General features: G+C 68.2%; 19 protein-coding genes. 13 read left to right on the top strand and 6 right to left on the bottom strand.

Going from position 1 to position 23,615, the window contains the following annotated elements; all coding sequences use genetic code 11:
• Positions 1-1,068 carry a glycosyltransferase gene (locus tag V8J36_RS18820; RefSeq protein ID WP_336468863.1) on the top strand — a complete coding sequence of 356 codons (1,068 nt, stop codon included), beginning with the start codon at positions 1-3 and terminating at the stop codon, positions 1,066-1,068.
• Positions 1,068-2,585, top strand: a complete 1,518-nt coding sequence (locus V8J36_RS18815; protein WP_336468862.1) for an NAD(P)/FAD-dependent oxidoreductase — start codon at positions 1,068-1,070, stop codon at positions 2,583-2,585. The genes V8J36_RS18820 and V8J36_RS18815 overlap by 1 nt, the downstream gene beginning before the upstream one ends.
• A 48-nt stretch (positions 2,586-2,633) precedes the next feature.
• Here the strand turns inward: V8J36_RS18815 and V8J36_RS18810 are convergent, their stop codons facing one another.
• The 4 genes from V8J36_RS18810 to V8J36_RS18795 are packed head-to-tail and all read right to left on the bottom strand — an operon-like array spanning position 2,634 to position 6,737.
• Positions 2,634-3,548: an NAD-dependent epimerase/dehydratase family protein gene (locus tag V8J36_RS18810; protein WP_336468861.1), complete on the bottom strand. Its 915-nt coding sequence runs from the start codon at positions 3,546-3,548 to the stop codon at positions 2,634-2,636.
• The gene (locus V8J36_RS18805; protein WP_336468860.1) at positions 3,545-4,606 is read right to left on the bottom strand and encodes a glycosyltransferase family A protein; all 1,062 of its coding nucleotides are present in this window, start codon (positions 4,604-4,606) and stop codon (positions 3,545-3,547) included. The genes V8J36_RS18810 and V8J36_RS18805 overlap by 4 nt, the downstream gene beginning before the upstream one ends.
• Positions 4,603-5,961 (bottom strand): ABC transporter ATP-binding protein, encoded by a 1,359-nt coding sequence (locus tag V8J36_RS18800; protein WP_336468859.1) that lies wholly within the window; start codon positions 5,959-5,961, stop codon positions 4,603-4,605. Before V8J36_RS18800 ends, V8J36_RS18805 begins: the two co-directional genes overlap by 4 nt.
• Entirely contained in the window at positions 5,958-6,737 is a 780-nt protein-coding gene (locus V8J36_RS18795; protein WP_336468858.1) for an ABC transporter permease, read from the bottom strand. The genes V8J36_RS18800 and V8J36_RS18795 overlap by 4 nt, the downstream gene beginning before the upstream one ends.
• 320 nt (positions 6,738-7,057) lie before the next feature.
• Between V8J36_RS18795 and V8J36_RS18790 the strand changes: the two genes are divergently transcribed.
• The 6 genes from V8J36_RS18790 (at position 7,058) to V8J36_RS18765 (ending at position 13,884) form a co-directional block, all read left to right on the top strand.
• Positions 7,058-8,308, top strand: coding sequence for a glycosyltransferase family 2 protein (locus tag V8J36_RS18790; protein WP_336468857.1), 1,251 nt, complete (start codon positions 7,058-7,060; stop codon positions 8,306-8,308).
• Positions 8,305-9,633, top strand: a complete 1,329-nt coding sequence (locus V8J36_RS18785; RefSeq protein WP_336468856.1) for a glycosyltransferase family 2 protein — start codon at positions 8,305-8,307, stop codon at positions 9,631-9,633. The genes V8J36_RS18790 and V8J36_RS18785 overlap by 4 nt, the downstream gene beginning before the upstream one ends.
• A 23-nt stretch (positions 9,634-9,656) precedes the next feature.
• Positions 9,657-10,673, top strand: a complete 1,017-nt coding sequence (gene galE, locus V8J36_RS18780) for a UDP-glucose 4-epimerase GalE (RefSeq protein ID WP_442902510.1) — start codon at positions 9,657-9,659, stop codon at positions 10,671-10,673.
• Between the two features lie 98 nt (positions 10,674-10,771).
• Positions 10,772-11,527 carry a hypothetical protein gene (locus V8J36_RS18775; RefSeq protein WP_336468854.1) on the top strand — a complete coding sequence of 252 codons (756 nt, stop codon included), beginning with the start codon at positions 10,772-10,774 and terminating at the stop codon, positions 11,525-11,527.
• A 71-nt stretch (positions 11,528-11,598) separates the two neighbouring features.
• Positions 11,599-12,666, top strand: a complete 1,068-nt coding sequence (locus tag V8J36_RS18770) for an NAD-dependent epimerase/dehydratase family protein (RefSeq protein ID WP_336468853.1) — start codon at positions 11,599-11,601, stop codon at positions 12,664-12,666.
• A gap of 123 nt (positions 12,667-12,789) precedes the next feature.
• Positions 12,790-13,884 (top strand): acyltransferase family protein, encoded by a 1,095-nt coding sequence (locus V8J36_RS18765; RefSeq protein ID WP_336468852.1) that lies wholly within the window; start codon positions 12,790-12,792, stop codon positions 13,882-13,884.
• 57 nt (positions 13,885-13,941) lie between these two features.
• On the opposite strand, the gene V8J36_RS18760 is transcribed toward V8J36_RS18765, so the two are convergent.
• Positions 13,942-15,108, bottom strand: coding sequence for a nucleotide sugar dehydrogenase (locus V8J36_RS18760; protein ID WP_336468851.1), 1,167 nt, complete (start codon positions 15,106-15,108; stop codon positions 13,942-13,944).
• Between the two features lie 64 nt (positions 15,109-15,172).
• Positions 15,173-15,775, bottom strand: coding sequence for a polysaccharide pyruvyl transferase family protein (locus V8J36_RS18755; protein ID WP_336468850.1), 603 nt, complete (start codon positions 15,773-15,775; stop codon positions 15,173-15,175).
• Between the two features lie 720 nt (positions 15,776-16,495).
• Here V8J36_RS18755 and V8J36_RS18750 point away from each other — a divergent pair.
• The 5 genes from V8J36_RS18750 (at position 16,496) to V8J36_RS18730 (ending at position 23,576) form a co-directional block, all read left to right on the top strand.
• Positions 16,496-17,086: a VPLPA-CTERM sorting domain-containing protein gene (locus tag V8J36_RS18750; RefSeq protein WP_336468849.1), complete on the top strand. Its 591-nt coding sequence runs from the start codon at positions 16,496-16,498 to the stop codon at positions 17,084-17,086.
• A 449-nt stretch (positions 17,087-17,535) separates the two neighbouring features.
• On the top strand, positions 17,536-18,216 hold the full coding sequence (locus V8J36_RS18745) for a sugar transferase (RefSeq protein WP_336468848.1): 681 nt from the start codon (positions 17,536-17,538) through the stop codon (positions 18,214-18,216).
• A 412-nt stretch (positions 18,217-18,628) separates the two neighbouring features.
• Positions 18,629-20,599: a type I secretion system permease/ATPase gene (locus V8J36_RS18740; protein WP_336468847.1), complete on the top strand. Its 1,971-nt coding sequence runs from the start codon at positions 18,629-18,631 to the stop codon at positions 20,597-20,599.
• Positions 20,596-21,972 carry an HlyD family type I secretion periplasmic adaptor subunit gene (locus V8J36_RS18735; protein WP_336468846.1) on the top strand — a complete coding sequence of 459 codons (1,377 nt, stop codon included), beginning with the start codon at positions 20,596-20,598 and terminating at the stop codon, positions 21,970-21,972. The genes V8J36_RS18740 and V8J36_RS18735 overlap by 4 nt, the downstream gene beginning before the upstream one ends.
• Before the next feature lie 245 nt (positions 21,973-22,217).
• On the top strand, positions 22,218-23,576 hold the full coding sequence (locus tag V8J36_RS18730; RefSeq protein WP_336468845.1) for an efflux transporter outer membrane subunit: 1,359 nt from the start codon (positions 22,218-22,220) through the stop codon (positions 23,574-23,576).
• The last annotated feature ends 39 nt before the right edge of the window (positions 23,577-23,615 follow it).

The raw sequence follows: 23,615 nt of genomic DNA, 5'->3' as shown, positions 1-23,615 counted from the left end.
ATGGACCGCGACGACCGCATCAGCGTGATCATGCCCGCCCATGACGCGGCGGCCTTCCTGCCGTGGGCGCTGCCGCCGCTGATCGCGCTGCGCGAGGCGGGCGAGGTGCTCGAGGTGATCGTCGCCGACGACGCGGCCACCGACGGCTCGGCCGGGATCGCCCGCGCGCTCGGGGCCGAGGTGCTGAGCCTGCCGCGCAACGCGGGCCCCGCCGCGGCGCGCAACGCCGCAGCCGCCCGCGCCCGCGGCGGCATCCTGTGGTTCGTCGACAGCGACGTGGTCGTGGGCCGGGGCGGCCCCGCGCGGATCCGCGCCGCGCTGGCGCAGCCGGCGGTGGGGGCGGTCTTCGGCGCCTATGATGCGCATCCCGCCGATCCGCACTGGTTCTCGCGCTACAAGAACCTCGCGCACCGCTTCTACCACCTGCAGGCCGGGCGGCAGGCGCCAGGAGAGGCGCCAGGACAGGTGGGGGGGCGCGCGCAGACCTTCTGGGCCGGCTGCGGCGCGGTCAGGGCGGACCTGTTCCGCACGCTGGGCGGCTTCGACGCGCAGGCCTATCCGCGCCCCTCGATCGAGGACATCGAGCTGGGCTACCGCATCGCCGCCGCCGGCCGCGCGATCGCGGTCGATCCGGGGCTGGAGGCCTGCCACCTGAAGGGCTGGCGGATGGGCCCGACGATCCGCAACGACATCGCCAACCGCGCCCTGCCCTGGAGCCGGCTGATCGCCAGCCGCGAGGGGCTGGGCGACACGCTGAACATCGGCCGGGCCGAGCGCGCCCGCGCGGTGCTGGCCGCGGCGCTGCTGTTGGCCCTGCTGGCGGCGCTGGCCGGCCTCGGGTCCCCGGGCGCCTCCTGGGGCCTGGCCGGGCTTCTCGCGCTGGCGGCGCTGGCGGCGAATGCGGCGCTTTTCCGGTTCCTCGCCCGCACCGGCGGGCTGGGCGTGGCCCTGGGTGGGCTCGCCTTCCACCAGGTCTATTACCTTTATTCTGCAGTCAGCTTCGCCTGGTGCCAGATCGAGGCCCGCCTCGCCCCGGCCCCTGCCGTCGCCAGCGGACGGAGACGATGATGAGCGACCGCGATCTGGCGCAATGGAAACCCGGCGACCGGGTGGTGGTGATCGGCGGCGGCCCGGCCGGGCTCACCGCCGCCTACGAGCTGCTGAAACGCCGCCCCGGCGCCAGCGTCACCGTGCTCGAGGCGCTGGGGCTGGTGGGGGGCATCTCGCGCACCGAGAGCCTCGAGGGCTACCGTTTCGACATCGGCGGCCACCGCTTCTTCACCAAGGTCCCCGAGGTCGAGTCGATGTGGCACGAGGTGCTGGGCCCCGAGTTCATCCGGGTGCGCCGTCTGAGCCGGATCTTCTACCGCGGCAAGTTCTACGACTACCCGCTGAAGCCGCTGAACGCGCTGCGCAACATCGGCCTCTACGAGACCTTCCGGATCCTGCTGAGCCTGCTGAAGTGGAAGGTGCGGCCTTATCCGCAGGAAGACACCTTCACCCAGTGGGTGACCAACCGCTTCGGCGGGCGGCTCTACATGCACTTCTTCCACAGCTACACGCAGAAGGTCTGGGGCACGCCGCCGCAGCAGATCCGCGCCGACTGGGCCGCGCAGCGGATCCAGAACCTGACGCTGTGGAAGGCGATCATGGTCTCGCTGAAGGGCGGCAACGACACCCGCAGCCTGATCGACGAGTTCAGCTATCCCCGCCTCGGCCCCGGCCAGATGTGGGAGAAGACGGCCGGCGTGATCCGCGAGCGCGGCGGCGAGGTCGAGATGAACACCGAGGTGGTGCGCGTGCTGCGCGAGGGGATGCGCGTCACCCGGGTCCGCACCCGTCCGACGGGCCAGCCCGCGGCCGAGACCACGGAAGTCGCGGGCGAGAGCTTCGTGAACTCGATGGACCTGCGCGGGCTGATCCGGGCGATGGACCCGCCGGCCCCGCCCGAGGTGCGCGCCGCGGCCGAGAAGCTGCGCTATCGCGACTTCCTGATCGTGACGCTGGTGCTGTCGGACCCCGATCCCTTCCCGGACAACTGGATCTATGTCCACACCCGGGTCCGGGTCGGGCGGATCCAGAACTTCCGCGCCTGGTCGGCGGACATGGTGCCCGATCCGGCGACCTCGTCGATCGGGATGGAATACTTCTGCCAGGAGGGCGACGACCTCTGGACGATGTCGGACGCCGACCTGCAGGCGCTGGCGGCGCGCGAGCTGGAAGAGCTCGGGCTCGGCCACGCCAAGGCGGTGGTGAAGTCGAAGGTGATCCGCCAGCCCAAGGCCTATCCGGTCTATGACACGGAATACCAGCACGCGCTCGAGGTGGTGCGGGGCTGGCTCGACGGTTTCGAGAACCTGCAGACGGTCGGGCGCAACGGGTTGCACCGCTACAACAACCAGGACCACTCGATGCTCTCGGCAATCTACGCCGCGCGCAACCTCACCGGCGAGCACCACGACCTCTGGGACGTGAATGTCGAGCGCTCGTATCACGAGGAGTTCGAGGTCAAGGCAGCGCCACAGGCGGCCGCAGACGAGAAGACGGGCACGAGCAAGCTTCCGAAGACCCAGGCACCGGTCTGACCCCGTGACAGGATCGCGGGGCCGGGGCCCGCATGGCCCCGGCCGCTGTCACCTTGGCATGGTCACGGGCTTCGGCGCCCCGGCCGAGACCATGGCCCGCGCAAGCCGCGCAAGCCCCTCGTCCAGCGCGATTTCGGCGCGCCAGCCCAGCACCTTGGCCGCGCGCTCGGGGGTGCCGCAGAAGCCCTTCACGTCGAAGCTGCGCGCCGGCAGCACCTCGATCCCCGAGCCCGATCCGGCGGTGGCGATCGCGGCCTTCGCCAGCGCGCCGAGGCTGGTCGGGATCCCGGTCGCCAGATGCACGGTCGGCGGCGCCGCCTCGCCTGCGGCCAGCCGGTCGGCCATCGCCATCAGCCCGCGCACGCAGTCCTCGACATGGACGAAGTCGAAGAAGTTCGCTTCGCCGGTGATCTTCAGGGTCTCGCCCTGCAGCGCGCGCCATAGCAGCGAGGGCACCGCGCGGTCGGGGTGGTCATGGACCGTGCCGTAGACATTCGAGAGCCGCACCATGCCGGCGCGCCCGCCGCGGGCGACGAAAGCCTCGACCAGTTCCTCGCCTTCGGCCTTGCTGCGCCCGTAGTGGTTCAGCGGCGCGCGCGGCGTGGTCTCGGGGATCGGCGAGACGTCGGGATCGCCGTAGACCTCGCGCGACGAGGCGAAGACCACCCAGGGCGCGGCCGCGCCCAGCGCGGTGACCGCGTCCAGCAGATGTGCGGTGCCGGTGACGTTGACGGCATGGCAGAGCGCGGGATCGTCCTCGCCCCAGGCCACGCGCGAGATCGCGGCCAGGTGCAGCACGCCCTCGACACCCGCCAGCGCCGCGGCGACGGCGCCGGGGTCGCGCAGGTCCTGGGCGGGATCGGTGCCGATGTCAAATCCGCGGACCTCATGGCCGGCGGCGACAAGCGCGGTCTTCAGTTCGCGGCCAATCAGGCCCGCGTCTCCGGTCAGAAGCAGTTTCATGGGCAGAGAACTCCGGCGGCAGAAACGGGATTGGTCGGGCAAGACCGGGCGAGAAAGGCGAAAGGACGGCTGCCGTCTGCCATGCGCAGGGCAGCGACCGGCAGCCCGGCCTGGCGCGGCAGGCGGTGCAACAGCGTGTTGAGCACATGGCTGAGCTTGCGCCGGTGTGCGAGGCGGACATTGAACGACAGCAGCCACAGCGGGCTGCTTAGATAGGCCCTGGCCATCAACAGCAGCATCTCGCGCGTTAGGCCTGCGCGATGGTAGGCCGGCACCAGCCAACCGGCCATGACCAGCCGGGCATTACGCCAAGCCCGGCGCGGCACCTGCGGCAGCTGCGGAGCGAGATCCGCGATCACCAGCTCGGCCGAGCGCATCTGCCGGCGCGGATCGCCCTGTGACATCCCGGCCAGCACCCGCCGGTAGCCTACCAGCTGCTCAGTCAGCATCGCGGGCCGTCCGCGAGCGGCCATCTGCAGGCAGAGCTTCCAGTCCTCGGCCCCTGTGGCCCCGCGCCCGCGCAGGCTTTCGTCGAAGCCGCCGACGCTGCGGGCGGCGGCGGTGTAAAACAGCGAGGCACTCCCGTTACCGACTAGGTTGACCTCGACCAGCCCTTCGAGATCGTGGCGCGGGCTCAGGCCCTCCCAGGTAGAGGGGCTGAGGTAGCGGTTGTTTTCGTCGAGATGGAAGCAGAGCGCGAAGGCGAAGGGGGCGCCCGGGTCGGCCTCGAGCGCGGCGTGGGCCTGCCACAGGAACTCGGGATGCCATAAGTCGTCGGCATCGAGAAAGGCCACCAGCGGCGCTCGGGCCTCAGCCAAGCCGCGATTGCGCGCGCCGGCCAAGCCGCGGTTCTCCTGCCGGATCACCCGCAACCGCGGATCGGCACGATGCGGTGCCAGCGCGGCGGTCAGGTCGTCGATCGAGCCATCGTCGACCAGCAGGATCTCGATGTTGGAAAGGCGCTGCGCCCGTATCGAGGCCAGCGTGTCCCCGACCGAGCTGGCCGCGTTCCAGCAGGGCACCACCACCGAGACTAGCGGATTCACTGTCCTGGTCACGCCCGGGCTCCGGGCGAATGCGCCGCGGGCTGCGCGGCGGGTTCGGACCGCCAGCGCCGAGGCGGGGCAAAGCGCGGCCCCTCCAGCGCCTGCCCGGCGATCCGCAACACATAGGCGCCTCGGTGCATGTCATAGGCATGTGACCAGTCGCGGGCCCAGAGCCCGACGGTTAGCCGGTACTCGCCTGGCGCCAGATCGATCCGCCCGAGCTCGAGCCGCAGCCGGTCGCCCGGCCGGACCTCGCCCAGCTCTACGTCATCGCGCTCGGTGTTGCTGTCGAAGATCGTGCGGCCCGCGGGATCGGCAAGGCTGACCGCGGCATGGAACAGGCCTTGGGTGCCGGGCCCGATCAGTAGCTCGATGCCGAGCGGATCGCCCGGGTGGATCGCCTCAACGATGCCGCCTCCTTCTCCGGACCCTGACCGATCTTCGAGACCGCGCAGGGTGACCGCGGCGATCGAGGCCTCCTGTGAGCCCAGCCAGTTCTCGCCGGGGACCAGCTCGCCTCCGCCCGGCAGCGCCCGGTGGGCGCGGTCGGTCGCGGTCAGCGCCGCGGTGCGACTCATCATGTCGTCGCGGTAACGCCGCGTGACCTCGGCCGCGGGGCCGAGCGCCCGCACCCGGCCCCGCTGCAGCCAGAGCACCCTGTCGCAAAATTCAGCGACCTGATCAATGTCATGGCTGATCAGCACAATCGCCGCCCCCGCCGCCTTGAAGGCACGGATCCGGTCGAGGCATTTCCTTTGGAAGGCCAGATCCCCCACGGCCAGCACCTCGTCGATCAGCACGATGCGCGGCTCGACGTGGACCGCCACCGCGAAGCCCAGCCGCAGCCGCATGCCGGCGGAGTAGGTGCGCACCGGCTCGTCGATATGCTCGCGGATCTCGGCGAAGTCGATCACCGCCTCGACGATCGCCTCGGCCTCGCGACGCAGAAGCCCCGAGAGCACGGCATTGATCACTATGTTCTCGCGCCCCGAAAGATCAGGATGCATTCCTGCGTTCAATTCAAGAATGCCGGTGACCGCCGCCGACAACTCTACCCGCCCTCTATTAGGAGACATAACGCCGCCCAAAAGCCGCAAAAGCGTCGATTTCCCTGAGCCGTTGCGACCGATTACTCCGAGCATCTCGCCAGAGAACACCTCAAAGCTGACGTCATCAAGGGCACGGAACCGGCCCGCGCTGTGGGCACTTCGAAAGCCGCTTTCGACCCAGTGCCGAAAGGTCCTTGGCCCGTCGGTTGCATGGTGACGAAACTCTTTAACTAGTCCCGAGACTCTGATCGCAGGAGCCGGATCAGATGCGGGCTCAGCGATAGCTTTGAGGCCTGGAACTGAGGAAGACCGATTCACAGCTCCTCCAGAAAATCGAAGCTGGCATGACGGAAGAAGCGGACGGCGAGCCAGAGTGCCAGACCTGAACCAAGTGCGGTCAGTCCCAATCCCGCGACACCAGGCCAGTCCCCTTGGATCAAAATTGCACGGTAAGCCTCGATGACTTGCACCATTGGATTGAAGGCCAACACTGCTCGGGCGCGCTCTGAGATAGCTGCAAGATCGTAGAAAATCGGGGTCATGAAATACCCCACCTGCAGGATTAGAGGGGCGATATACTGAAGGTCACGGAAACTGACGTTGAGGGCCGCAGCAACATAGCTGCCCGCAAGCGTGAGCGCGAACTGGATGGCCAAAACGACCGGCAGCGCCAACAGCGACCAGCCGGGGGCAGTGTCATTCACGATCAAAATCACTACTAGCAAAGGCAGACTCAGCAGCAGAGTAAGTAAGTTCGACACTACAATTGACATTGGCAGCGCTGGACTGGGGAAGCCCGGTTGAGCAATCAGCGAGGCGTTGCCAAGAATCGCGCGGACGGAATCGAGGATCGAGGTTTGGAACCATGTCCATGCGATCAGGCCGATGAACAGGTGGGGCACGTAGTTGGGAACGTTCAACGGGAGCGCGACCGCGAAGAGGAAGTAGAAGGTCATCAGGAACAGCGCCGGGCTCGCCACCGCCCAGAGCATCCCGAAGAGTGTCGAGCGATAGCGGGACCGCTGGTCGCGAGCAACTAGGACTTGTACCACGTCCCAGAGATGGTGGATCGAATGGTATGCGACGCTGGCCACGAGGTCCTTTCCTATGCCGACACAGTCGGGCAACTCAGCGCTGCCCCCTTCGCGCCACATTGTCTGCGTGCAACCCTGCCGACAATGCTTATGTTCAGGTAGTCAACTTGCGACCGCGATCAGGGAAACTTTACAATGCAACGAGCAGCACTGTGCTGCGATGCGGCACAAATCCGTGGAGTTTGACGAGTTCTCTGTCAAAGTCATGAAACTGGTGTAGGTCTTTTCGAGATCCTGAATCGGATACAATACCGCAGGTTCCCCGCAGCGGCCTTGTGCCGACCTGACACATCGACGCTCCGCTTGGAAAGAGTATTGTCGTGAGCCATTTGCCCAAGGCGATCCGTGCGCCCTATGGCCGGATCGAGATCGAGATGAGCGAGCCTCTTCCCGATATCGATACCTCTGGCCCCAATGGTGACTGGAATGGTGTCCATGTCCTTGCGCGTTGGAAGGGGTATCCAGTCGGACGCTGCTGGGTGCATCGCGAGCACGCGGGATCAAAGGTCTCCGGCGAGGAAATTGACGAGATCCTCGGCTCCGATACTGGCTACCAGATAGCCACCCGTCGACTGACCATTGAGACAGGCCCGATGGAACCGGCAACACTACCCTCACTCACCATGGTGGTCTGCACGCGCAACCGCGCGAAGCTTTTGGAACGCTGCCTTCAATCGCTCGTGGCACTGGAGCTCGGCGGGGTCGTACCGGAGCTTCTAGTTGTGGACAATGCCCCGCCAGATGCCTCGACTCAGGACTGCGTAGCTGGGTTCCCTCGCGTGCGCTATGCCCGCGAGCCGATGCCCGGCCTCGATTTCGCCCGCAACCGGGCGATTGCGGAATGCCGCACCGACTATCTGGCCTATATTGATGACGACGCTACGGTCGACTCCGGATGGCTGGCGGCCTTCGCCGAGGCAGTGCGCATCCATCCCGATGCCGGCGGCTTTACCGGGCTGGTCCTACCGCTGCAGTTGGAAACCGAGGCGCAGATCCGCTTCGAGCTGGCTGGCGGCTTCGCCAAGGGATTCGGGCAGCGCCGCTACGGGTCAGATGCCTGGGGTGATCCGATCTACCCAGCGGGAGCAGGAGTCTTCGGCACTGGCGCGAACATGGTCTTCCGACTGGACGCTCTGCAGGCCATCGGCGGCTGCGACGACGCGCTCGACACCGGGCCGCCGTTGCCCGGGGGCGGCGACATCGACCTTTACTACCGGATCGTGCGCCATGGCTTCCCGATGGTCTACGATGGCGGAATGCTGATCTTCCACGAACACCGCCGCGACATGCCCGGTCTGCGCCGCCAGTATTACACTTGGGGTTTGGGAATCATGGCGCTGGTCGAGAAGAACCTGCTGACAGACCCCGAGGCTCGGTCCCGGAACCGCCACCTCGTACTCTGGCTGGCGAAGTATTATCTCATCGATCTTTACCATTCGCTGCGAGGCCGGCGGGCCAAGCTGCCCAGCCACATCTTGGCCGAGATCTGGGGTGCCATCGTGGGAGGCCGCGGCGAGTACCGCCGGTCGCAGGCCCGCATCGCCCGTATCCGCGAGGAGTTCGGACAATGAGGCCAGCCGCCCCTTGGGACATCTTCCACGTAGACCTCTCGGCCCCGGTCGCGCTGGAGTTACAGCCAGAGGCCCAAGCCGCGATCCTGTTCTTCCGCCAGGATGGCATGGTCGTTGGCCGCAGCGCCCTGACCCGGGCGGCCTTCCCGATGAGCGCCGAGCAGGTGCGCGCGCTGGGGGCCGGAGCCGGGTCTTGGATCATGCTGTCGCAGGTTGCCGGCGGGGGCTATGATGCTGCCTTGCAGGGCCATGTCCTTCCCCCGGCCCGCGCCAGCCAAGCCGGCGCCTTCGATGTCACGGGCTTCGGCCAGGCAATTGCGGCCCGCCGCCACCGGTCGTCGCGTAGCGTCACGCTGGTAATCTGCACGCTGAACCGCCCGCAACAGCTGGCCGCCTGCCTAGAGACGGTGCGCGCGGCCTTCGATCCAGGCCCCGGGCGCGAGATCCTGGTCGTTGACAACGGACCCGATGCCGCGACCCGCGCCGTCGTCGAGGCCGCCGGCGCAACCTATGTCGCCGAGCCGCGCCGAGGGCTGAGCAATGCCCGCAACGCAGCACTGCGCGAGATCGAATCCGAGATCGTAGCCTTCATCGACGATGATGTACTGCCCGAACCGGGTTGGATCGAGCCGCTGCTGAACGCCTTCGACGATCCGCAGGTCGGGGTGGCCACAGGCTTGGTGCTGCCGCTCGAGCTGCGTTCGGAGGCGCAGATCTCCTTCGAGATGGATCTCGGCTTCGGGGGCATGGGCCTGCAGCCACTGCGCTTCGACCCGGCGTTTCTCGAGGCGACCGGCCCTTGGGGGGTCCCGTCCTGGAACATTGGCGCCGGCGCCAATATGGCGATCCGACGCGACCTCGTCGACCGGATCGGCCTGTTCGACCCGCGCCTTGGCCATGGCGGCCAAGCCAGCGGTGCGGGGGAGGATTCCGAGTTCTGGCGCCGGGCGCTCGAGGCCGGGGTCTGCTGCTTCTACGAGCCTGCCTCGGTAGTGCGCCATGAGCACCGCGCAGACTGGAACGCGTTGCGCAGGCAGGTCCGCGGCTACGCGATGGGCCATCTCGCGGCAATCTTCGCGCAATACGGCAATCACCGGCGAAGAGGCGACCTGTGGCGCGCTTTTTACATCCTGCCCGGTCACTACACCAAGCGCCTGTTGCTGTCTTGGCGCCGGCGCATGCTTAGAATACCGGACCTACATCTGCACGACGAGATCCGCGGCTACCTGCAAGGGGTACGCTACATCGGTTTCACCCGACCTCCCTCCGCCCGACGCCGTTTCCGCCAATGCCCGCGCCCTCCCACAAGGCAGAGTGACCTCTGACTAACAGTATGAAGTGCTCGACAATGTCCTCCACAGCTTCCCAAGCAAGCACCCGCGCAGTGGTCCTCGTCACCGGCGGCGCGGGCTATATAGGGGCCCATGCCTGCAAGGTGCTGAAGGCGGCGGGCTTCCTGCCGGTGACCTACGACAGCCTGGTGACCGGCTGGGAAGAGGCGGTGAAGTTCGGCCCCTTCGAGCAGGGGGACCTGATGGACCGCGTCCGGCTCGACGCGGTCTTCGCCAAATGGAAGCCGGTGGCGGTGATGCATTTCGCGGCGCTGAGCCAGGTCGGCGAGGCGATGCGCGAGCCCGGGAAATACTGGCGCGGCAATGTCGCGGCCTCGCTTTCGCTGATCGAGGCGACAGCGGCGGCGGGGGTGGAACACTTCGTCTTCTCCTCGACCTGCGCCACCTACGGCGACCATGACGGCGTCACACTCGACGAGGACACGCCTCAGCACCCGATCAACAGCTATGGCGCCAGCAAGCGTGCGATCGAGGACATGCTGCGCGACTTCGGCGCGGCTTATGGTCTGAGTTCGGTGATCTTCCGCTATTTCAACGTCGCCGGCGCCGATCCCGAGGCCGAGGTCGGCGAGCGCCACGAGCCCGAGACCCATCTGATCCCCTTGATGCTCGACGCGGTGGCGGGCAAGCGGCCGGCGCTGTCGGTCTTCGGCACCGACTATCCGACGCCGGACGGCACCTGCATCCGCGACTATGTCCATGTCATGGACCTGGTCGAGGCGCATGTGCTGGGCCTGCGCCACCTGCAGGCGGGCCGCGTCGCGCCGGGCACGGCGCGGGTTTTCTGCCTGGGCACCGGGCGCGGCTTTTCGGTGCGCGAGGTGATCGAGGCCTCGCGCGCGGTCACCAACCGCGAAGTGCCGGTGGTCTATGCCGACCGCCGCGCCGGGGATGCAGTGAAGCTGGTCTCGGGCTCGGGCCGGGCCCGTGACGAGCTGGGCTGGGAGCCGCGGCGCTCGAGCATGGAGCAGATGATCGGCGACGCTTGGCGCTGGCACAATCGGGCCGTCTGAGCCGGATTGATCCCGGTCGGAAGGGGATTCGGCGCCAAACTTGTGGGTGATCCGCACCATGTGTGAAGATTTCGTTACATTTGTGTAACGGATTCATCATGCAAAGCTCACCCTCTCCCTTTCAGGGCAGAGTCCTTCGGGTCCTGCTGATTCTTCTGTCGGTCGATGCGCTGTTCGTCGCCCTTCATCTCGTGCTGCGGGCGCTTCAGGTTTTCGATCTGGTCGAGGGCGTCCCCCCCTCGCTGAGCCTGTTCGGGGACTATGGCCCCTCCGAGCGGTTCAACCACGTCAAATGGCTGGCGGTCGCGGGGATGCTGCTGCTGATGTTCCGCCGGGACCGGACCCCGGTGCATCTGGTGCTGGGCCTGATGTTCCTGCTGGTCTTCGCAGATGACGCCCTGATGCTTCACGAGCGGGGCAGCAGTGCGCTGCTGCGGATCTGGCCCTCGGTCCCGAGCTTCGGCCTGAATCCGCATACCGCCAGTGAGCTGTATGTCTGGGCGGCGATGGGAAGCGTGGTGGGTCCGGCGCTGCTGTGGGCGCTGCTGCGCACGGACCGCGGCGGCTGGAAGACGCTGCGATATGTCGGGATCGGCTTCATCGGGCTGGTGTTCTCGGCCGTGGTGATCGACGCCTCGCAGGAGATGTTCGACTGGATCGCGAACCCCTCGCTGCGCTACTGGGTGCGCTATGCGCTGACGGTCGCCGAATGCGCCGGCGAGGCCGCGTCCGCCTCGGTCATCGCCGCCGCGACGGTCGCCCTGCTTCCGGTCACCACCTCCCGTGGGCTCGCCGGGGGTCTGGCGGCCGGGCAGGGCACCGCCCCGCTGAGCGGGCTTCGGGAAACTCCCTAGCGGCGGCTGACAGGTTGCAGCGCGGGCGGACAGCGGGCAGAAGGTCGCCACACGCAAGACCCGGAGTCGCCATGTCCGCCCCCGCCCCCGCCGCTGTCCCCACCCCTGTCTCTGCCGCCGTCTCCGCTCCCCGCACGGCGCTGGTCACCGGGGCCGCGGGCTTCATCGGCTTCTTCCTGACACGCCGCCTGCTGGCCGACGGGTTCCGGGTGGTGGGCCTCGACAGCATGAACGACTATTACGAGGTCAGCCTGAAGGAGCGCCGCCGCGCGATGCTGCTGCAGTCCGAGGGCTTCCGCTTCGTCGAGGGCAAGCTCGAGGAGCCGGGCCTGCTGATGGGCCTGATGGCAGAGGAAAAGCCGCAGATCGTGGTCAACCTCGCCGCCCAGGCCGGGGTGCGCTACTCGATCGAGAACCCGCGCGCCTATGTCGAGGCGAACCTCGTGGGCGTGGCGGAACTTCTGGAAGCCGCGCGCGCCCATCCACCCGAGCATCTGCTGATGGCCTCGACCAGTTCCGCCTACGGGGCGAACACCGAGATGCCCTATGTCGAGACGATGAAGGCCGACAGCCAGATGTCCTTCTACGCCGCGACCAAGAAGGCGGGCGAGGCGATGGCGCATTCCTATGCCCATCTCTACGGGCTGCCGGTGACGATGTTCCGCTTCTTCACCGTCTACGGTCCCTGGGGGCGGCCGGACATGGCGCTGTTCAAGTTCACGAAGAACGTGCTGAACGGCGCGGCCATCGACGTCTACAACCACGGCGACATGAAGCGCGACTTCACCTATATCGACGACCTCGTCGAGGGGATCCGCCTGCTGATCGACGCAGCCCCCCTGCGCCCCGCGGACGGCACCGTGCCCGAGGGCGACAGCCTCTCGCCGGTGGCGCCTTGGCGCGTGGTGAACATCGGCAACTCCGAGCCGGTGCAGCTTCTGGACTTCATCCGCGCGATCGAGGCCGCGACGGGGCGGAAAGCCCAGCTGAACCTGATGCCGATGCAGGCCGGCGACGTGCCCGCGACCTGGGCCGACACGACGCTGCTGGAACGCCTCACCGGCTATCGACCGAAGACGCAGGTGCCCGAGGGCGTGCAGCGCTTCGTCGACTGGTACCGCGACTACTACCAGGCCTGAGGCATCAACCGGTCGCCTCGACCGATCCATATTGACAGGCTCCTGTTTCCCAAAACAATTCAACTTGGGGGAGGGCAGCGCAGGCCCCGTGGCCTGCTGCGCCGCTGGCAGGGTGTTGTGCAAATGGATGCAGGTTTTACGGTCCGCGGACCGGGCGCAGAAAGTCAGTCTCCACGCTGGAAGCAACTCGACGGGCTTCGATGCATCGCGATGGTGGGCGTGCTTTACGTTCATTACTGGAACAAGACCCCGGTCATCGAGAACGTACGGGTCGCGCTGTTCTTCGTGGTCAGCGGTTTCCTGATCACCGCCATCCTGCTGCGCGCCAGAGACAGGGGGCTGCGCTCGCTGGTTGTGGCCCGCAATTTCTATATTCGCCGGGCCCTGCGCCTTCTGCCGGCGCTGATGATCGCGCTGGGCGTTGCCGCATGCTTCAACATGGCCGACATCCGAGCAAGTCTTCCGTTCCACCTTCTGCAGATGACCGACATCTACATCTCGCTCACAGCCGAACCGGGACAGTGGAAGCCCTGGATCGTGACTCATCTCTGGAGCCTCAACGTGCTCGAGCGGTTCTACCTGCTCTGGCCTGTGGTCGTGCTCCTGCTGCCGATGCCAGCGGTCGTCACGGTCACGGTGATCGCGGCGATCCTGCCGCCGCTGGTGCGGATGAACCTCGACGCGCTGGGCCTGCGCGAGATGTTCTATGTCACATTCAGCTGGGGCCCTATCGCTTGGGGCGCCCTGCTGGCCCTGCTGGTGCGCCGGGCCCCGCAGACCGCAACCCGGACCCTGACCGGGCCAATGCCGCTTCTGCTGGCGCTCGCGACGCTGGTGCTGCCCTGGTTCGTTGAACAGCGGATCGGCGTGAACGAGGCCTACCGGCTGGCAAGCAACCTCGCGCTTTGCCTGCTGGTCCTGGGGGCCTGCAAAGGCTATCCCGGAGCGGCCGGACGGCTGCTCTCGAGCCGGGCCGCCACTTGGATCAGTTCGATCAGCTATGCAACCTATGTCTACCACATGCCGATCTGGTGGCTCGCGGGGGCAGTCTGGCCGCAGCTCTATCCGCCGGGACCGGTTCCGTTCCTGCTGCTGACGCCGCTCTGCCTGACGGCCGCAACCCTGACCAGGGTCTTGGTGGAACTGCCTCTCGAAAGGCTGCGCCTGCGCTTCCCGACCGCCCCTGCGGTCACGCTCGGGCCGAAGAGCGTCGCCTGAACGGTGCGGCGACCGGCGAAGCCGCACCGCCCGGACGGGACGGTGCGGCCGTCCCTGTCAGTCCGAACCGAAGAGGTCGCGGGTGAAGACCTTGGCCTCGACGTCGGCCAGTTCGTCGGCCATCCGGTTCGACACGATCACGTCGGCCTTCGCCTTGAAGGTCCCGAGATCGCGCTCGAGCGGGGTGTTGTAGAACTCGTCCTCGGGATAGGCGGGTTCGTAGAGCACGGTCTCGATGCCCTTGGCCTTGATCCGTTTCATGATCCCCTGGATCGAGCTTTGCCGGAAGTTGTCCGAGCCCGCCTTCATCACCAGCCGGTAGAAGCCCACGACCTTCGGCTTCTTCGCCAGGATCTGGTCGGCGATGAAGTCCTTGCGAGTGCGGTTGGCATCGACGATCGCGCCGATCATCACCTGCGGCACCTCGTGGTAGTTCGCCAGCAGCTGCTTGGTGTCCTTGGGCAGGCAGTAGCCGCCGTAGCCGAAGGAGGGGTTGTTGTAATGCGCCCCGATCCGCGGATCGAGCGAGACGCCGTCGATGATCTGCTTGGCGTTCAGCCCGCGCGACAGGGCATAGCTGTCGAGCTCGTTGAAATAGGCCACGCGCATCGCGAGGAAGGTGTTCGCGAACAGCTTGATCGCCTCGGCCTCGGAGGCGTCGGTGAACAGGATGTCGACATCCTTCTTGATCGCGCCCTGCAGCAGCAGGTCGGCGAAGACGCGGGCGCGCTCGGACTGCTCGCCCACGACGATGCGCGAGGGATGCAGGTTGTCGTAGAGCGCCCGGCCCTCGCGCAGGAATTCGGGGCTGAAGATCAGGTTCTTGGTGTTGTAGGTGGCCGAGGTCGCCTCGACGAAGCCCACCGGGATCGTCGACTTCACCACCATCGTCGCCTTCGGCTCGATCTCGGTCACCCTCTTCACCACCGCCTCGACGGTGCGGGTGTCGAAGCGGTTGGTCACCGGATCGTAGTTGGTCGGCGTCGAGATGATGACGTAGTCCGCGCCGGTGAAGGCCTCGGTCGCGTCGGTCGTGGCGCGGAAGTTCAGGTCGCCGCGCTTCAGGAAGGCCTCGCATTCGGCGTCGACGATCGGCGACTGCCCGGCATTCACCATCGCCACCTTCTCGGGCACGACGTCAAGCGCCACCACCTCGTTATGCTGCGCCAGCAGCAGGGCGTTCGACAGGCCGACATAGCCGAGACCGGCAACCGCAATCTTCATGCTCTCTCCGTGTGGTCAGGGGACGGGTCGGCGCAGTCCGCGCACCCGGTCGTTCGGAAAAGGTCTACAGGACTTCGCTGCGAAGGCAAACGTTCCCCGTCGGATCCGACGGGCCCATGCCTTCACGGGTCACTGCAGCAAGCGCCGCAAGGCGGGACCGAAGTTCGTCCTTCCGGCTTTCGAGGCGGATCTCGGAACTGAGTTGGCCGTCGCGCTGTGCAAGCTGTGACAGCTGGCGGCGCAACACCATGCTGCGCAGGGCTCCGCCGACCCGGTAGCGCAAGCCGGCCAATGCGGGGCGATGCCGAGGGCGCAGATGCGTGGCAGAAAGCTCGCGTCGCGTCGGATCGGCAGGCGGCCGGCTGGTGCCGCGCATACGGTCCCAGTCGAAGCGGTGCATGACAAGCGGGATATCCAGGCTGTCAGCCCAGTCCAGCCATTTGAAGTCGTTGAACGAGGGGCTGAGGCTCAGCCCGTGCCAAGGCGTGCGCAGCGCATCGGCGATGATTGCGGCATGCATGGATTCCGCGATCACCAGCGGGGCGCTGGCCAGAGCAGCGATCACCTCCTCGGCCGGGCGCTCGGGAGAGAGGAATGCGCAGCCCGCCGAGGCACAGATCCGCTTCCAGTCGTAGCGGTGCAGCGACGAGACATGTGGCACGACCACCGGAGGGCCCTCCCGGCGCCCGCTGCGTTCGGCAAAGCGCGGAAGATCCGAAACGAGGNCCGCTTCCAGTCGTAGCGGTGCAGCGACGAGACATGTGGCACGACCACCGGAGGGCCCTCCCGGCGCCCGCTGCGTTCGGCAAAGCGCGGAAGATCCGAAACGAGGACTGCGGGATCGGTCACGGCCATGGTCTCGGACAGGCCGAGAGCGCGGGCGGTGCGCGGCCCGCGCACCGCGACAATGTGACATTCTGCGAGCAACGTCGCGTCGGGCAGCGGCCCGTAGCCCGCTCCCGAGCCCATGACGACCTTCGCCACGCCGCGCGGCAGAGAGTCGTTCAGCAGCGTGCCAATGCCGACAAGCCGCGCCTGAGGCCAGAGGGTTTCCCAGTCCGGCAGAATCTCGGCCCAGAACCAGGCGTTCAGATCATCTCCGAAATTGCCGCGAGCGGCATGATAGTAGTGAAGCTCCAAGATGTCCTCTGCTCTGCGCCGTTAACTTTTTGATTCGTTCCAGACACCGCCTGATCTGGTTCTCGGCGCAATGCCTTCAACGATTCACGAGGATTACTTCGACTTCGGCAGACACAATCGCGCGAAATTTCTGGATTTCCACAACATGCAGAAACGGATTTCTGCATCCGCACGAAAGTCCTTTCGAAAGATGGCAATCTCAGGGCAAGAATTTGGCGGTTTTCCTCCGGTGAAGGGTTCTCACTCCATGAAATTTACCACGCTTGCTGCTGCCGGCCTCGCGGCCGTGATCGCTGGCGGTGCCGCCGAAGCGGCGACCATCGCCCCTTCCGTCACCTACTGGTCGGGCACCGAAGTTGACGGTTCCGTTCGCTCCGACACCGACAACGTGAACGACGGCGACACCACCGACTTCCTCTCGCTGGGCCTCGGCGGCTTCGCGGTGTTCCACGTGCCGGGAATGTTCACCGGTCCGTCGGCCGTGGTCGAAGTCACCTTCAACCTGATCGATCCGAAGCTTGGGCCGTATACCGAAGCTGCTCAACTCTACGGCGGCTACTCGTTCGACGGCTCGACGCTGGCAGGCTTCACCAAGCTCGGCGATGTCATCACCAATGCCGAGGCCGTGGGCGGCGCGATCGTCAACTTCACCGGCACCTACTCGTGGCTGGCGATCCTTGACGTGACCAAGTCGGTGTTCCCGAAGAGCCCGAGCAACGACGGCTTCGACCTCGCCTCGATCACCGTGGCTCCGGTCCCGCTCCCGGCGGGTGCCGTGCTGATGGCCTCGGGCCTGGCCGGTCTCGCCGCGCTGCGCCGCCGCAAGAAGGCCGCCTGACCGGCACGCCCCCCGCGGGGGCCTCCGGTTCCGGATCTGCACGAGGGCGCATCGCAGGATGCGCCCTTTCGCTTTCGCGGGGCAGGCGGTTTCACCGACCGGGAAGAGCCAGTCCCTTGCTGCGCCGCATGGCGTGCAGAAGGCACGAAAGATGCCGGCACCGGGCCGAGACGAATCTGTCCCTGCGCCAAGGAATTCCGCAATTGGCACAACTACCCAGACAAATCGGACATTGTCGCAACCGCAGCAACACACTTCCCCGGCGGGCCAAAATTTGCTACACTCGTGCGCATCGGTTTTTTCGCATTTTTCACAGTGTATTAACCACTTTCCGCCAAGCGACTGCGCCGTTGCGTTCGAGATTGCGGCGAAACTCTGGCGTGGTTCGTGGCATTGTCATCGTCGTGGCGGAAACGCCCGAGCGATTGGAAGAAAAGAGATCATTGCCGATGTTTGATTTCACCGCCCCCGCGGCCACGCGTTCCCCCTCGCTTACGGAAGTTCGCCCTCGCGGCCTCACTCGCGGGATCTGGCGGCGGGGCGGCAAGCGTCTTTTCGATCTCGCGCTCGTGCTGATGATGGCGCCGATTGCGCTGCCGCTGATCCTGGTCTTCGCCGCTCTGGTGAAGATCGACGGCGGGAAGGCCTTCTACACTCAGGAGCGTGTCGGGCGGAACGGGCGGATCTTCCGCATGATCAAGCTACGCTCGATGGTCCCCGACGCCGAGGCCCGGCTCGCCCAGCATCTCGAGACCGATCCCGAGGCCCGGGCCGAATGGGCGCGCAGCCAGAAGCTGACCTGCGACCCGCGCATCACCCGCGTCGGCTGGATCCTGCGCCGCACCAGCCTCGACGAGCTGCCGCAGCTGTGGAACGTGCTGACCGGCGAGATGTCCCTGGTCGGGCCGCGGCCGATGATGGTCAGCCAGATCCGCCTCTATCCCGGCAAGGCCTATTACCGCCTGCGCCCGGGCATCACCGGCAGCTGGCAGGTTTCGGAGCGCCATACCTCCGCCTTCGCCGACCGCGCCGCCTATGACGGCGATTACGAGCAGCGCCTGTCGCTGGGCACCGATCTGGGCATCCTGTGGCGCACCATTGCCGTGGTGCTGCGCTGCTCGGGCTGCTGACCCCACCCCCCCACCCTGCCTTACCGACCCCTGCCTTAATTGCGCCCCGCTCCGGCCGGGCTGAGACGATCCGCCCTGGCCCCCGCCCCCGCGCGGCGCCTGATCTGCGGCGAAGCTCCGCGCATCCAGGCCGCGCCCGGCAAGGACCCGCGCAGCCGGCCCCGCCGCGGGCCGCGGTGCTCCCGGTGCCACCGGCGCGGATCCCGCACTCTTTCCGGCCTTTTAAACGGGTTTTCGACAGGTTTTCGGCGCGATTTCAGCGGCGGCCACCGTGCTGCCACGTTCCGGCGCGGGCCGGGTCCAACTTAGGTCAGAATCCGCCGGCAAGGTTGTGTGCAAGTGCACGGAATTCTCGAAGGGCCGCCGTGGGGGCGCCGTCCCGGGGGTTCCGGCCCGGAAAGGACCTCCCGGAATGTCCGAGACAGCCCTCCCCTCGTATCAGGCCAGCCTGCGACGCCTGCGCCCGGCGCTGATCGCCGTCGCTTGCCTCAGCGCGCTGGCGAACCTGCTGATGCTCATCGCGCCGCTCTACATGCTGCAGGTCTACGACCGGGTGCTGGGCTCGGGCTCGACCGCGACGCTGCAGGGGCTGTTCGTGATCGTCGTGGTGCTCTTTGGCTTCCTCGGCGCCTTCGACTTCCTGCGCACCCGGATCCTCGGCCGCGCCGGCCACCGGATCGATGCCGATCTGGGCGAGGGCGCCTTCCGCATCTGGCTGCGCCAGCCCGCCCTGACCGGCGAGGGCGCCAACCCCGGCCAGGCGCTGCGCGACGTCGAGACGATGCGCGGCTTCCTCGCCAGTCCCGCGATCCTCGCGCTCTGCGACCTGCCCTGGGTGCCCTTCTACCTGGGCCTGATGTTCGTGCTGCATCCCTATCTCGGGCTGCTGACCCTGGGCGGCGCCGTCGTCGTCGGGATCGCCGCCCTGCTGAACCGCCGCCTGGCCGAGCCGGGCCTGGCCGCCGCCGCCGGCCTTGAGGGGCAGGAGCGCGGCTTCGCCGACCGCGGCCGCCAGAACGCCGAGCTGATCGCCGCCTTCGGCATGGGCGGCCGCGTCGCCCGCCAGTGGCGCGAGATCCACGACCGCCGCCTGGCCACCGCCCAGTCCTCGGGCGAGCGCTCGGAAGGCGTCTCGGCCTTCTCGAAGACCTTCCGGATGTTCCTGCAGTCGGCGATGCTGACGCTGGCCGCCTGGCTGGTGCTGCGTCAGGAACTGTCGGCGGGGATGATCATCGCCTCCTCGACGATCTCGGGCAAGGCGCTGGCCCCGGTCGACCAGATCATCGCCCAGTGGCGTGCCATCGGCCGCGCCCGCGGCGCCCATGCCCGCCTTGCCGCCACCTTCGCCGGCCAGCCCAGCCACACCCGCACCGATCTGCCCGCCCCCACCGGGATGATCCGCGTCGACGGCGTGACCAAGCTCGCCCCCGGCCAGGGCCCGTTGTCCTCGCGCGCCCGGATCCTCGACCGCGTCAGCTTCGAGCTCGAGCCCGGCGACGGCCTCGGCGTGATCGGCCCCTCGGCCTCGGGAAAGTCGACGCTGGCGCGGGTGCTGATCGGCGCCTGGACGCCCGAGACCGGCGAGATCCGCCTCGACGGCGCCACCCCCGACCAGTGGGACCCCGAGACGCTGGGCCGCCATCTGGGCTATCTGCCGCAGACGGTCGAGCTGCTGCCCGGCACGATCCGCGACAACATCGCCCGCTTCGACCCCTGGGCCGAAGACGAGCACGTGATCGCCGCCGCGAAGATCGCCGGCGTGCATGACCTGATCCTGACCCTGCCGCAGGGCTACGAGACCCGCGCCGGTGCCGACTGCCCGCTGTCGGGCGGCCAGATCCAGCGCCTGGGCCTGGCCCGCGCGATCTTCGGCACCCCGCGGATCATCGTGCTGGACGAGCCGAACTCGAACCTCGACCAGGAAGGCGACGAGGCGCTGCGCCGGGCGATCCTGGCGATGCGCGAGAAGGGCTCGACGGTGATCGTCATGGCCCACCGCCCCAGCGCCATCGCCGCGGTGAACAAGGTCCTTGTCCTGCAGGGCGGCCGCGTCGCGCAGTTCGGCCCGCGCGAGACCGTGCTGGCCCCCGCCGCCGCACCGCAGCCGGGAACCGGTCCCGGTGGACGCGCCGCGGGCCCGGTGGGCACTGGGGTGGGCACCGCTGCCGCCACCCCGCTGCGCCCCGTCGCCGGCCCCTCGGCCGTACCGGCCCGCCCCGTTGTGACCGGACCCGTGACGACCGGTCCCGCATCGGGCACCGCATCCGTCCCGTCGGCCGGCCAGACCCCGACCGCCCAGACCTCTGACCGCGTCTCGGCGCTGCTGCGCGCCATGCAGAGCCAGGACACCGCCGCCACCCGTTCGCAGGGGATCTCCGCATGACCGCCGATACCCTCACGCCCGCCCTCTCCGCCGATCCGGTCCTGCGCACCGAACTCGGGCCCTCGCTGCGCCTTGCCGCGCTGGCCGCGCCGGCCCTGATCCTGGCGCTGGCCGGCTGGGCTGCCGTCACTCCGCTCAGCGGTGCTGTCATCGCCTCGGGCGAGGCCGTGGTGCTGGGCCAGAACCGCAAGCTGCAGCATCTCGATGGCGGCATCGTCGCCGCGATCCACGCTCACAACGGCGACCGGGTCGAGGCCGGGCAAGTGCTGGTCGAGCTCGATCCGACGCTGCTGCAGACCAATCTCGGCATCGCCCGTACCCGCCTGGCCGAGGCGCTGGCCCTGCAGGCCCGGCTCGAAGCCGAGCAGGAAGGACTGACCTCGGGCCGTCCGGGACCTGCGCTGACCCTCGGGGCGATGGCCGGGCATCGCGCCGCGGGCTATCTCGGCGCCGAGGGCATTGCCCCCGCCAGCGACCTTGATCGCGCCGTCGAGGGCCAAGAGCTGATCCGCGACGCCCGCGCCACCACCCGCGCCGGGCAGGACGCGCAGCTGGCCGAACGCATCGCCCAGTTCGAAGGCCAGCGCGACGGGCTCGACCGGCTGATCGCCACCAAGCAGGACCAGCTGCGCTTCATCGAAGAGGATCTGGTCAGCGTCGAGACGCTGGTCAAGCAGGGTCTGGCCGCGAAGACCCGCCTGCTCGACACCCAGCGCAGCCGCGCCGACATGCTGGGCCAGATCGCGCAAGCCCGGACCGAGCGCGACGGCATCGCCAATTCGATCCGCGACGCCCAGCTCGAGCGGGCCCGCACCGAGGGCGAGTTCCGCGAACAGGTCGCCACCGACCTGCGCAAGACCACCGGCGATATCGAGGAGCTGGTCCAGCAGATCGTCACCTACCGCGCGCAGCTCGACCGGGTCGAGTTGCGCGCCCCGGTCTCGGGCGTGATCCACGAGATGGCGGTGGCCACCGTCGGCGGCGTCGTCACCCCCGGCGAGACGGTCGCGCAGATCGTGCCGCTGGGGGACGGGGTCGAGTTCGACCTCAAGCTCGACCCGCGCTCGGTCGACCAGGTCCATCCCGGCCAGACCGCGCGGGTGAAGATGCCGGTCTATGACGACAAGACCCTGCCCGAGGTCTTCGGCCATGTCGCCCAGGTCTCGCCGGCCACCGTCACCGACGAGCGCACCGGCACCAGCTACTACCGCGTTCGCCTCGAGGTCCCGGCCGAAGAGCTGGCCAAGCTGCCCGAGCCGCCGATGCCCGGCATGCCGGTCGAGGCCTTCCTCGAAACCGGCGAGCGCACCGCGCTGAGCTGGCTGCTGAAGCCGGTCTCCGACCATCTCGACCGCGCCTTCCGCGAGCGCTGAGCACCCGCCACGCCGGGCTGCGCGCACCACGGGCTGTGGCCGCGCTGCCGCAGCCTGCGGGAATCCCGGGACCGGGGCGCAAAAGCCTCGGGTCCCGGGCGCGATCTGCTAGTCTCGGCCCATCAGAGCCCGAAAACGGGCCGCGCCTGAGGCTTCGGAGAGCAGACCCGATGCAGTCACGAGTGACCGGCCCGCGCCGCGCGGGCCTTCGCCGTTTCACGACATCTCCCCGGTTGTCCGCCGGGGTGTCGGCGGTTGTCCTGTCGGCGGCGGTGCTGAGCGCCTGCGCGCCCGACCGGGTCTATCGCGCGCCTTTCTTCCCCTTCGCCTCGAAATACGACGGCGCCCGCGCCGGGGCGCCGGTGCTGTTGCAGAACGACCGCTGGTGGGACCGACTCGGCGATCCGGCGCTCGACCGGGTGGTGGCGCAGGCGCTGTCGGGCAACATCGACCTCGCCGTCGCGCGCGAGCGGCTGGTGCGGGCCCGGGCGGTGCGCGCCTCGACCTCGGGGGGCGGCAACCTCGGCGGGCTCACTGCCGACCTCACGCTCGAGGATCTCGGATCGGGGACCGAGCGCAGCGGCCGGCTCGACTGGGGGCAGGAGGGCCAGCTCGAACTGACCTGGCTGCTGGACCCCTGGGGTGGGCGCAAGGCGCGGCTGAAGGCGGCCGACGCGCGGATCGAGGCGGCGGCGGCCGAGGTTTCGGCGGCGCGGCTGTCGATCCTGCGCCAGGTCTCGCTGGCCTATGTCGACCTGCGCTACACTCAGGCGCTGCTGGCACGGCGCAGCGCCGATCTCGCGCTGCGGCGCGAGGCGCTGGGGGTGGCGCAGCAGCTGCAGGACGCGGGCGAGAGCACCCGGCGCGACCTGCTGCGCACCCGCGCCCGCATCGCCTCGACTGAGGCACAGCTGCCGGTGCTGCGTGCCCAGGTCAACAGCCTGCAGATCCAGCTGGCGGTGCTGGCCGGGGTGGCGCCGGGCACGCTGGACCTCGACGGGCTGAAGACCGGCAGCAGGCAGCCGCGCCCGCCGCTGCCCGCGACGCTCGGCGTGCCGGCGGACCTGCTGCGCAACCGCCCCGACATCCGCATCGCCGAGCGCGAATACTATGCCGCGCTGGCCGATGTCGACGAGGCCGAGGCCGCGCGCTGGCCGCAGCTGTCGCTGGGCGGCACGTTGACCCGCGTCGGCGGGGCGGCCTCGGGCGCCTCGGTGCTGCTCGGGCCCAGCCTCGAGATCCCCGAGCTGTTCAGCACCCAGCCGAAGGCCCGCGCCGCCGCCGCCGCCTCGAGCGCGCGCGAGGCGCATCTGGCCTGGAAGGCGACGGTGATTTCGGCGGTGGGCGAGGTCGAGGACCAGCTGTCGCTCTATGCCGCGGCCCGCGATGCGGTGTCCGCGCAGGAGCGCAGCGCGCGGCTCTACCGCGAGACGCTGGGCCTGACCGACGAGATGCTGCGGCTGAGCACGGCGACGATCAGCGACCGGCTGGATGCGATGGAGGACCTGTCCTCGGCCGAGACCGCGCTGGTCTCGAGCCTGCGCGACCAGGGCCGGGCCTTCGTCGAACTGAACGTGGCGATCGGCGCCGGCGCCGGCGGCTGAGCGCCCCCTTCCCCGCCACAGACGACCCGCCACACACGA

Origin of the sequence: Frigidibacter sp. MR17.14 (assembly GCF_037095735.1) — a bacterium.
GTDB lineage: Bacteria > Pseudomonadota > Alphaproteobacteria > Rhodobacterales > Rhodobacteraceae > Frigidibacter.
Note: the sequence above shows the minus strand (reverse complement) of the source record. Positions and strands in the feature narration are given on the sequence as shown.

Coding starts and splice junctions, on each gene's coding strand:
- V8J36_RS18820 (WP_336468863.1), top strand. CDS start 1: ATGGACCGCGACGACCGCATCAGCGTGATCATGCCCGCCCATGACGCG.
- V8J36_RS18815 (WP_336468862.1), top strand. CDS start 1,068: ATGAGCGACCGCGATCTGGCGCAATGGAAACCCGGCGACCGGGTGGTG.
- V8J36_RS18810 (WP_336468861.1), bottom strand. CDS start 3,548: ATGAAACTGCTTCTGACCGGAGACGCGGGCCTGATTGGCCGCGAACTG.
- V8J36_RS18785 (WP_336468856.1), top strand. CDS start 8,305: ATGAGGCCAGCCGCCCCTTGGGACATCTTCCACGTAGACCTCTCGGCC.
- galE (WP_442902510.1), top strand. CDS start 9,657: ATGTCCTCCACAGCTTCCCAAGCAAGCACCCGCGCAGTGGTCCTCGTC.
- V8J36_RS18775 (WP_336468854.1), top strand. CDS start 10,772: ATGCAAAGCTCACCCTCTCCCTTTCAGGGCAGAGTCCTTCGGGTCCTG.
- V8J36_RS18770 (WP_336468853.1), top strand. CDS start 11,599: ATGTCCGCCCCCGCCCCCGCCGCTGTCCCCACCCCTGTCTCTGCCGCC.
- V8J36_RS18765 (WP_336468852.1), top strand. CDS start 12,790: ATGGATGCAGGTTTTACGGTCCGCGGACCGGGCGCAGAAAGTCAGTCT.
- V8J36_RS18760 (WP_336468851.1), bottom strand. CDS start 15,108: ATGAAGATTGCGGTTGCCGGTCTCGGCTATGTCGGCCTGTCGAACGCC.
- V8J36_RS18750 (WP_336468849.1), top strand. CDS start 16,496: ATGAAATTTACCACGCTTGCTGCTGCCGGCCTCGCGGCCGTGATCGCT.
- V8J36_RS18745 (WP_336468848.1), top strand. CDS start 17,536: ATGTTTGATTTCACCGCCCCCGCGGCCACGCGTTCCCCCTCGCTTACG.
- V8J36_RS18740 (WP_336468847.1), top strand. CDS start 18,629: ATGTCCGAGACAGCCCTCCCCTCGTATCAGGCCAGCCTGCGACGCCTG.
- V8J36_RS18735 (WP_336468846.1), top strand. CDS start 20,596: ATGACCGCCGATACCCTCACGCCCGCCCTCTCCGCCGATCCGGTCCTG.